At 38.9% G+C, this 9,231-nt stretch carries 8 protein-coding genes; 3 read left to right on the top strand and 5 right to left on the bottom strand.

Translation table 11 applies throughout. The annotated features are described in order from the left end of the window. Positions 1–46: 46 nt before the first annotated feature. The 4 genes from KO525_RS09630 to KO525_RS09615 form a co-directional block, all read right to left on the bottom strand. Positions 47–1,033 carry a polysaccharide pyruvyl transferase family protein gene (locus KO525_RS09630; protein ID WP_215963592.1) on the bottom strand — a complete coding sequence of 329 codons (987 nt, stop codon included), beginning with the start codon at positions 1,031–1,033 and terminating at the stop codon, positions 47–49. A 205-nt stretch (positions 1,034–1,238) separates the two neighbouring features. After that, a complete protein-coding gene (locus KO525_RS09625; protein WP_215963591.1) occupies positions 1,239–2,324 on the bottom strand; it encodes a glycosyltransferase in 1,086 nt (361 codons plus the stop codon). Between the two features lie 86 nt (positions 2,325–2,410). After that, complete coding sequence (locus KO525_RS09620) at positions 2,411–3,520, bottom strand: glycosyltransferase family 4 protein (RefSeq protein ID WP_215963590.1); 1,110 nt, start codon at positions 3,518–3,520, stop codon at positions 2,411–2,413. After that, the gene (locus KO525_RS09615) at positions 3,517–4,734 is read right to left on the bottom strand and encodes a glycosyltransferase family 9 protein (protein ID WP_215963589.1); all 1,218 of its coding nucleotides are present in this window, start codon (positions 4,732–4,734) and stop codon (positions 3,517–3,519) included. The genes KO525_RS09620 and KO525_RS09615 overlap by 4 nt, the downstream gene beginning before the upstream one ends. Positions 4,735–4,959: 225 nt before the next feature. On the opposite strand from KO525_RS09615, the gene KO525_RS09610 reads away from it, so the two are divergent. From KO525_RS09610 to KO525_RS09600, 3 genes are read left to right on the top strand one after another with little or no spacing between them, the layout of a single operon-like run. Then, complete coding sequence (locus tag KO525_RS09610; RefSeq protein WP_215963588.1) at positions 4,960–6,294, top strand: 3-deoxy-D-manno-octulosonic acid transferase; 1,335 nt, start codon at positions 4,960–4,962, stop codon at positions 6,292–6,294. Continuing rightward, complete coding sequence (locus tag KO525_RS09605) at positions 6,251–6,835, top strand: GNAT family N-acetyltransferase (protein WP_215963587.1); 585 nt, start codon at positions 6,251–6,253, stop codon at positions 6,833–6,835. The genes KO525_RS09610 and KO525_RS09605 overlap by 44 nt, the downstream gene beginning before the upstream one ends. A gap of 2 nt (positions 6,836–6,837) precedes the next feature. Continuing rightward, positions 6,838–8,169 carry an FAD-binding oxidoreductase gene (locus tag KO525_RS09600; protein ID WP_215963586.1) on the top strand — a complete coding sequence of 444 codons (1,332 nt, stop codon included), beginning with the start codon at positions 6,838–6,840 and terminating at the stop codon, positions 8,167–8,169. Positions 8,170–8,273: 104 nt separating this feature from the next. On the opposite strand, the gene KO525_RS09595 is transcribed toward KO525_RS09600, so the two are convergent. Beyond that, positions 8,274–9,119 (bottom strand): co-chaperone YbbN, encoded by an 846-nt coding sequence (locus tag KO525_RS09595; protein ID WP_215963585.1) that lies wholly within the window; start codon positions 9,117–9,119, stop codon positions 8,274–8,276. Between the last annotated feature and the right edge of the window lie 112 nt (positions 9,120–9,231).

Below are 9,231 nucleotides of genomic sequence, written 5' to 3'. Positions count from 1 at the left end.
TTCACTTTTTTTGTTTGTTCGCTTAAATATCAATCAAAAACCTGAGTTACGCTGTTTTTTTGTACAAAAACTTATCTTGATTGCGCCATTTTGTGATGTTTTCTATAGGCAGTTTTATCGCTGTTTCATAATTTGAACTGATTAATTGAGGAAGATTTTCAATTTCTTGTCTTAAAAGAACGGGTAAATTGATATCTTTTGCTATTTCTCTTGCTCTATTATCTATTCCGATAATAAAACTTCGCCTTTTCAATTGCAGAGCTCGGATACCACCATGGAGCCTGGTACCAATAAAATCGGTATCTGTCGTTTGCAAAAACAAATCGAATGCTAAAAGTGAAGGTGCTAATAAGTGAATGTCGGTAAAAGTAGACGCATCAACTAATGTTTTTAAATAGTCAGTGTCTTCAATTTGCTGAGGCCAAAAGTAGACGTTGTTATATAGTGACAATAGATACCTGATCATTTGCTTATCTTCGTCGGCCTTTTTATGACGCGTTAATGTAAACACCACATTTGGCGCCTGCCCTTGTGGTATTGTTGCACAATGATTTTGATTTAAGCTCCACGTAGTAGGACAAGTTGTATTTAGTACATTGTTGATACCAATTGATTTCAACATAGACTCCGCATGACTATCACGAACGGAATGGATATATTCGCCGTTTAAAATGTTGCGATAGAATTTTGCCTGTCTGGTTTTAACTTCGGTTTGATAATTTCGCCAACCTACACCACATAAAACCACTTTATTAGCTAATGAAGAGATATCCCAAAGACGTAATCGCCACATGTCCTTTTTGCCAACTCGATTTTTAGACGTAAGCGCATTTGTACCTAACAACATATTGATATCTGCCTCACGACATAACCGTCGACCAACTGCCCCCATCGAATCATGAGTAGATACGTTAGTGACATATCGCTGAGATAAAATGTCCGCAAGTTGATTTCTAATAGAATCAACAATAATGATATCCCCTAAATTATCTGTACTAATACTGGTATCTAGGAGGTTGAGATGTGAAATCATTTACTCTTCTTTCTTTGTTTATTGAGTTTAATTAAGTGCTTCATAAATAAATTACATGGATAAATTACATGGACACCCATTCATAAGTTACATGGACACCCATTCATTAGTTACATGGACACCCATTCATAAATTACATGGACACCCAGCTTTTGATCTGCCATTCGTTCAACTAAACAGTTAGAAGTTTCAATAGAATGCTGATTTAGCGGCGATAGAAAACATCACTAGTTAATTTTGACTCCAGTTCAACTTGTCGACTAAGTGATTTCAACACTGATTGATATGTCCTAGCTCTCGTAGGTTTAAACCACTTATAAAACCGAGCCTTGTTTCTAACAACTTTTAGGTCTTGTTCATCGAGTACGCGTTCTTTTACTCCATCGATGCAATAGACTTTACTCGCTTGAAAATACAGAACTTCAGGAATAAAGCGTCGCGCTTCAGTTTTTTGCCTTAACCAAGGTTTTACTCTGCCAACGTAATGAATATTTACACTTTGCCAGTTGTCGATAACTTGCATTGCATATTCCGTTGCTAAAACCCAGTTATTCTCCCGTGCCACTTCGATCACTTTGCCATGTGACATGTAATTAAGAATGGTTTGGTCATGAAACTTAAGTCGATCCATCCCAAACTTAGCCACCAGCTCTTCAACTTTAGCCAAAGGCAAATTGCAGCGCATCCAATCCAAATTCAGTAAAATGAGTCCCGCATTAAAATACATGACGCCTTTTGGCGCCGCATTCGCTTCATCTGGCCAATCTTTATCAATCGTCTGCTTAGGATCTCGAGATGCAACAATGGGGGCGACGTTGTCCCAGCTGGTATAAAACTCTTCGATGCCACGAAAGCACAAGATATCGGAGTCTAAATAGATCACGGCTTTTTGCGGCAAAATTTCCGCCAATAAAAAACGGGCGTATGTCATCCATGAACCAACCCTTTTTGGTAACTTATCAATCGACTCTTTGCTTGGGGATATAAACTTTAGTGAAAATGGTGTGCCTATTCTGTTAGATACATCTTGAAGCTTTAAGTTTAGTGACATTCTTGTGGCTTCCGACAAACCACCATCGAGTACAATAAGTTCATAAAAAAATTCACCACTTGAGTGCGCTAGCGCAGAAACCATAGACATTACTAAACCACACGAAAACTTTTCATTAGCACAGGAAACAACTGTCAATGTTTCTAAATTCTCTGATTTTTTTAGTGATAGCTTAATGTCACTATCTTGCGGGGTACAACCCATTTCACTGTCTTGATTGGTAATCATTTTATCTTTCATCGATTGTATTTCTGATTAATATAAAGAGCGCAATTGGCACAGGAAAAGTGAAATCGCCTCAACTTTGTAATGGGGTCAAACTTGACTTAACACTTTTTTATGCAGTGTTTGTAAACACTTACATTCCCCTCAACCATTGCTTTAATAGAAAACGTTTTGAGTACCTTTTCCCGTCCTGCAGCAGCCATTTGCTCAATTCGGTTGGTATCGCTAACTAAGTCCTCAAGGCTATTAAACAATTCTTGTACATTACCTGGGTCAACCAACAGACCATTGAGCCCATCAGTTACTATTTCAGGAATACCGCCAACACGACTGGCGATTATAGGAACTCCGCAGGCGTTCGCTTGTAAAAGTGACACCCCTAAACCTTCGGCGAATGCTGGGTGAACAACAAGGTTTAAGTATGGTAAAATGCGCGCCAAATCCGTTCGAAAACCGCAAAACTGAACCTTGTTAGATAAGCCCAGTTGAATAATTTCTTGTTTTAATTCTTCCTCTAGTGGCCCTTTACCAAAGACCAATAGTTGAACATTAGGCTCTTTTGCAATGAGTGATTTAAACGCAGAAAATAAAACCGAATGGCCTTTTCTTGGGATAAATTGCGCTAGAACACCAATAAAAACGTCACTTCTATCGAGCTTAAATTCTTTAATAAACCAATTATTGTTTGGCCGTTTGAGCGTTGATTTGTGATCTATTGGCTTATATTCATCAGTATCAACGGCACTCAATACCGTAGTGACTTGATTAGAATCTACGCCAGCATCTAAAAGTACGTTTCGTATCCCGTCTGAAATAGTGATCACTTTATTACATTGATGGTATTTCCATTTTGAAAACCAATTGGGTTCGATATTGTCGACTCGTCGCGAAATGACCACCGGTGTATTTGTTAACTTTGCAGCAATTAGTCCAAATAGATCAGCTCCTCTTCTGCTATGCAGATGTACCAATTGAATCTTATGAATGCGGATAGCTTTGACTAATTTAAATATTAACGAGACATCAAGATCCCCTGCCATTTTCATGGGAAGCGGCACAACATCACCGTGCATTACGTCATAAATTTCAGCGCCTCTTGGTGCTGCTAAAAATGATTTAATCCCATATTTTGATAACCCAGAGGTTAAATAGTGCACCTGTAATGCGCCACCATATAAATGTTTACCGGCTTCAACATGTAATATTCTCATGATGCACTTCTCACGTTATTTGTATTTGAACTTGAATTAAGAATACGACTCAACGTCATCATGACGGATGGCACACTAATATCTGCCATACAATCGAACGTGCCGTTGCAACTAGGATTTCTCTTGCAAGGCGCACAACTTTTATTAAGGTAAAGGACTTCAGTTTGTTCAACACGGGTAACGAGATAAGGACGAGTTGATCCAAACAAGGCCACTGTGGGCACCGACTTTGCAATACCCGCGTGTGTCATACCAGTATCAACACCTATTAATGCTTTTGCCTTACTTATCACTTCGATGTTTTGAATTAAACTGAGCTCACCACATAAAGATTTTGCATTCGCTAATTCAGCTACTATTTTAGTGGCGTTCGAATGGTCGTCTGGACCACCAATAACTAGTACAGGCAGCCCAAAATGAATTGAAATTTGTTTAATTAAGTCTCGCCAATAACTATTGACCCAATGCTTCTGCGGCCGCGTAGTAAAAGGACATATCACCAGATAGGGCAAGTTCGCTCCTGAGTTTTCGGCTTTTGCTGCTTGCTTTACTCGGCTGTTATATCGGTGGGTGTCTTGGTTAATCTTATCTTCATTGATCCGTATTTGGCTGCCGACTTTTGCAAATTGATCTATGCCACCAGGAAATGGTAGCCATTCCTGTAATTTAGTAGCAACGTGAGTTTTATCACTACTGCTGATATGGATGTCCATATAAAAAGACTCTGTGTTACAGCCCAAATATTTAGCCATCGCTTTGTATTCAGAGCTAATTTCAGGGTCATTTTTAGGTTTATTGATCCGTTCAGTCATAAAAATTTTTGTCGGTTCTTTACTTATAAATCCAACTCGCCTCTTGGCATTACTTAACCAAGCCCAAATGCCACTCTTAGCCAACCCTTGGACATCAATTGCTAAATCAATTTTTAGATCTCGTAACTTGTCACGCATAGATTTAATGGCGTAAAATAAGTCACGATAACGCCTTTCTTTAAATAGTCGCTTCCATTCAGCTTTAGGAAATGCAACAACACCATGAATATTTGGATTGGAACTCACTAGTGCCTCTAGATGAGGCTCCAATAGCCAAAAGAGTTCGGCATTTGGGTAGCGGTCGGCTAATGCAGCGACCATTGGAGACGCCATTATCACATCACCAATTGCGCTGGTGCGAATAATGAGTATTCGTTTTGGAATAGTTGAGTGTATTGCCACTGTTACTTAAATTTTAGTCAATTTGATTGCGACAATATTAATAATAAAAAGCGACAAATTTGAGTCTGAAACATTAAGGTTTTGTTAAAACGAAACAACCGTGCGATTTGTTAATTAAATTGAAACAATTTACTCGTTTAATCAGGTAACCTTCATTTTTCGTTAACATGACCTATGCCTCGAATTATCTATTCATTTATTTTTTTCCTGCTTTTACCCTTTATTATGTGCAAATATGCATTCCGGTCTTTTAAAAATCCAGATTACAAAAAACACCTAAAAGAACGTTTTTGTTTTGGCTTACCCCAATTTGGTCAGAACGTTCGTCCAATTCATATCCACTTAGTGTCGGTTGGTGAGGCTAATGCCTCTCAAATATTAATATGTAAGTTGGCAATAACTTACCCTGAAAAACCCATTTTAATAACGGTAACAACACCAACAGGACGTTCTAGAGCTACATCGCTGTTTTCGAGTTTACCGCAGGTCACTATTCGCTATTTACCATTTGATATACCGGTATTAATGGAACGTTTTTTATCAAAAGTATCACCACAGATATCTATTATGTTAGAAACAGAATTGTGGCCTTACTTTTTACTTTTTGCTAAACGTAAAGGGATACCAGTGGTACTCGTTAATGCTCGCCTCTCTAAAAAGTCGTTGAAAGGGTATTTGAAGCTCCCCAAAACCACGAAAGAAATGATCACCACTTTAGATTTAGTTTTAGCGCAATATAAACCTGACAAGAAACGCCTTATCCGTTTGGGATGTAATGAACAAAAAATCAAAGCAATTGGCAATATTAAATTCGACCTATCTTTACCTACCGAACAAATAGCGGACGCCGAAAAGATAAAAAAAGGCCTTGCTAGGCCGATTTGGGTAGCGGCGAGTACTCATGATAAAGAAGAAAAGATCATTTTTGCCACGCATAAACAACTGTTAAAAACTCAACCAAATTTACTTTTAATTGTTGTGCCTCGCCACAAAGAACGATTTAAAGAAGTGGCATTGTTAGCTTCGGAGCAATTTGCAATACAACATCGCTCAACGCTGTCTGGTGTTAACTCCGAAATGGTCAGATCCCAGAACTCATTAAACGTTAAAAATGAACATTTTGTGCCTATTCATTCTCAGACTCAGGTCTTAATTGGCGATACTATTGGTGAAATGTTCTGGTATCTTACATTAGCTGACATTTGTTTTATTGGTGGAAGTTTAGTCAAAACCGGTGGGCACAATCCCATTGAGCCTGCCGCTGTCGGTTTGCCTATCATTACCGGTCCCTATACATTTAACTTTAAGACTGTATTTAAACAGTGCCAAAAAAAGAAATTTTGCATTCAACTAGATTCACAAAAAGAGTTGCTTAGCACAATGCAGATGTTGTTCAATGACCCTATTAAACGCGCCGGAATGGCAAAAAAAGCGAAACGATTTGTTAGCCAAAACCAAGGGGTAACAGACCAAATGATCGCAGAATTAACGCCACTCATAGCAAAAGAGCATAATCATGAATCGAGACCTACTGTCACTAAAACCCTTATCACTAACTGACTTCAACGATGTGATCGCATTGGGAAATCGAGTCCATGGTGAAGGCTACTTAGACAATAAATCCCTAAAAAAGATGTTAGAGCGCAGTGTTTATAACGATTTAAACTGTAGCTACGTTCTTTACGACACGTCAGTTACGCCAAAAAAATTGGTTGGATTTAGACTCACTTACGCACCAAATTCGTGGCCATTGGATAAATGGTGTACACCAAGTCATTGGCCTGTTGAAGCGAATTTGGTAGCCTATTTTAAGTGCAATACTATCCATCCAGACTATCAAGGTAAAGGACTTGGCGGGTTGCTTCTCAAAGAGTCAGTTGCCACGTTAAAGCAAATGGGGGCAAAAGCTGGCCTCAGCCACATTTGGATGCAAAGTCCGGGTAACGCTTCTTATAAATATTTTACGAAAGCGGGTGGCCAGTTAATAAAAACCCATCCTCGACGTTGGCATAATGACGCAACGATTCCAGACTATATTTGCATTATTTGTGGAAAAGACTGTCACTGTGATGCAACAGAAATGATGTTGGAGTTTACCTAAATATGGCAGTTTATGATCCTTTACTGAGTAAACAGCTTGCTTCAAATCAATCATCACCACAAAGCTATTGGCACAAAAATTATGTCGTTGGGGCTAAATCAGACACAAAGATACTTAATGCCGACATAAATGCTGACGTTGTGATCATTGGGGCTGGCTACACTGGACTAACTTGTGCCATTAACCTTGTTCAACAGGGCTTTAAAAATATTGTAATCCTTGATGCTAATGAAATTGGCTGGGGCTGCAGCGGCAGAAATGCCGGTTTTGTTTTGCCTGGTTCTGGCAGATTGTCTTATCAACAACTTGTTGGTCGTTTTGGATCTCAAGCGACAAGCCGCTTACATAACGACTTTTTACAGGGCATCAACTTAGTAGAAGAAATTGGCAAAGAATACGACATTGGCCAGTGCGAATCTGGATACTTAAAGCTTGCCCATAGCGAAAAATGGTACGACCGATTGAAAAAATCGGCGGATTATTTACATCAAAATTTTGACTACAATGTTGAAACCATTAACAAACAAGCGTTTCAAAACGATTATGTTTGTCACCAAAAGATCCATGGCGCAATTCGATATTCCAATGGGTTTGGGATCCACCCTCTCAAACTTGTACATGCGTATGCTCAAAAAGCGCAATCACTAGGGATAAAAATCTACACCAACAGCTCGGTGACTCAAATTCAATCTGATTCTAACCATAGAGTTACGACGCATAGTGGTAGTGTAACGGCTGACAAGTTAGTGATGGCCACCAATGGCTATACTCCAAGTAAAATGGCATCAGCACTACAGCATAAAATTCTCCCCGTATTAACAAGTGTCATTGTCACCGAACCGCTAACGAACGTACAACGCGAAGCAGCCAATTTCAAAACTAGACAAGTTATGATGGATACGCGGGAACTAAAATACTACTACCGTTTATTACCAGATAACCGAATATTATTCGGGGGCCGCGGGGCTATAACCGGCGCCCACGCTCTAGATCCAAAGTATGCGAACAGACTTTTACACGAATTGAAAAATAGTTTTCCTGGATTAGAAAAGCTGAACATCGATCACAATTGGCATGGTTGGATTTCTGTATCTTTAGACCAAATGCCACATATTCATAAAACAAAAAATAATGTTTATTATGCTACAGGGTATTGTGGCTCTGGGGTTTCGTTCACCGCATTAGCGGGCAAGCAACTTGCAGATTTAATTGTAGGCAAAGATATAAACTCGCCACTTTCGACAGAATTGCCGCATTTCCCTTTTGCCCCATTTAGGCGATTGGGACAACGAGCCTACTATCAACTTGGCCGTTTGAAAGATGCTATTGGTTAAGTTAAAGCGGTTTTAATGTCAATTTTTCAAAACCGCCATAGCCCTATATTGCTTAACAAAATACGTTGTTGAATACACACAAAATCGCTTACTGACTTACCAACTTAGTACAATAAGGCGTAAATTTTTCGACGATATTTACTTGCTGTTACATCGCCATCTGGCAAAGATGCAATGATATCAAGATACGTTTTTTTCGCGTCGGCAAAACCTAAATCCTTTTGAAGTACACTAAATAACAAATCAAGCGATTCTTCATTGCGATTGACTTGATGTAAGGCAACTGCAAGTTTAAGTTTTAATTCCAAAGAATCAGGTTCAGCTTCTAACTGTTGTTGTAAGGCTTGAACCTCAGGGCTTTCTGCAGCCTGTTTAGCTAAATCTAGCTTAGCGAGTACTTGTAAATAGAGAGCATCTTGATCTGCCATTTTAGTAGACTGCAATATAGCTTCAACTTCATCAACTTTACCAAGTTCAATCGCAACATTTGCATACATTAGTTTAAATTGACTATTTTCTGGTTCCAGTTCCAATACTTGTTTTAAAATTGGAAATGCTTCGAGCCACTTACTTTCTTCTACTAACTGACAACCTTGCGTAAATAACAAGTCTTGCTGCTTCGGTAGATGTTTATCTAACATTGCTTTGATCTCGGCTTCTGTTTGCACACCTGCAAAGCCATCAAGCGGTTGACCTTCTTTAAATAAAACAACCGTTGGCAAATTTTTGATGCCAAACTGCATGGCAATTTGTTGCTGCTCGTCACAATTAATTCTGGCCAGCTTTAAGCTTTCGCCATATTCGGAGGCAATTTTTACCAACAATGGTGAGAGTTGTTTACTCGGCTCACTCCAGTCGGCCCAAAAATCAATCAATATGAATTTTTGTTGCGATGCGTCGAGTAATTCTTGTTGTACGTTTTCTATATTGATTTCTATGGGATTTGTCATGATCTGATCTATTTCTAATTCAATACTCTCTATTTGTTGCTTGTAACTGTTATTTTCAAGGGGGGACGGACAAATAGTATCGTTTTAGTTTTGTTAAATTTAGGTGGCTGTC

The sequence above is a fragment of the Psychrosphaera sp. B3R10 genome, from assembly GCF_018861025.1.
GTDB lineage: Bacteria > Pseudomonadota > Gammaproteobacteria > Enterobacterales > Alteromonadaceae > Psychrosphaera > Psychrosphaera algicola.
This window is presented reverse-complemented; position numbering and strand designations above follow the sequence as displayed.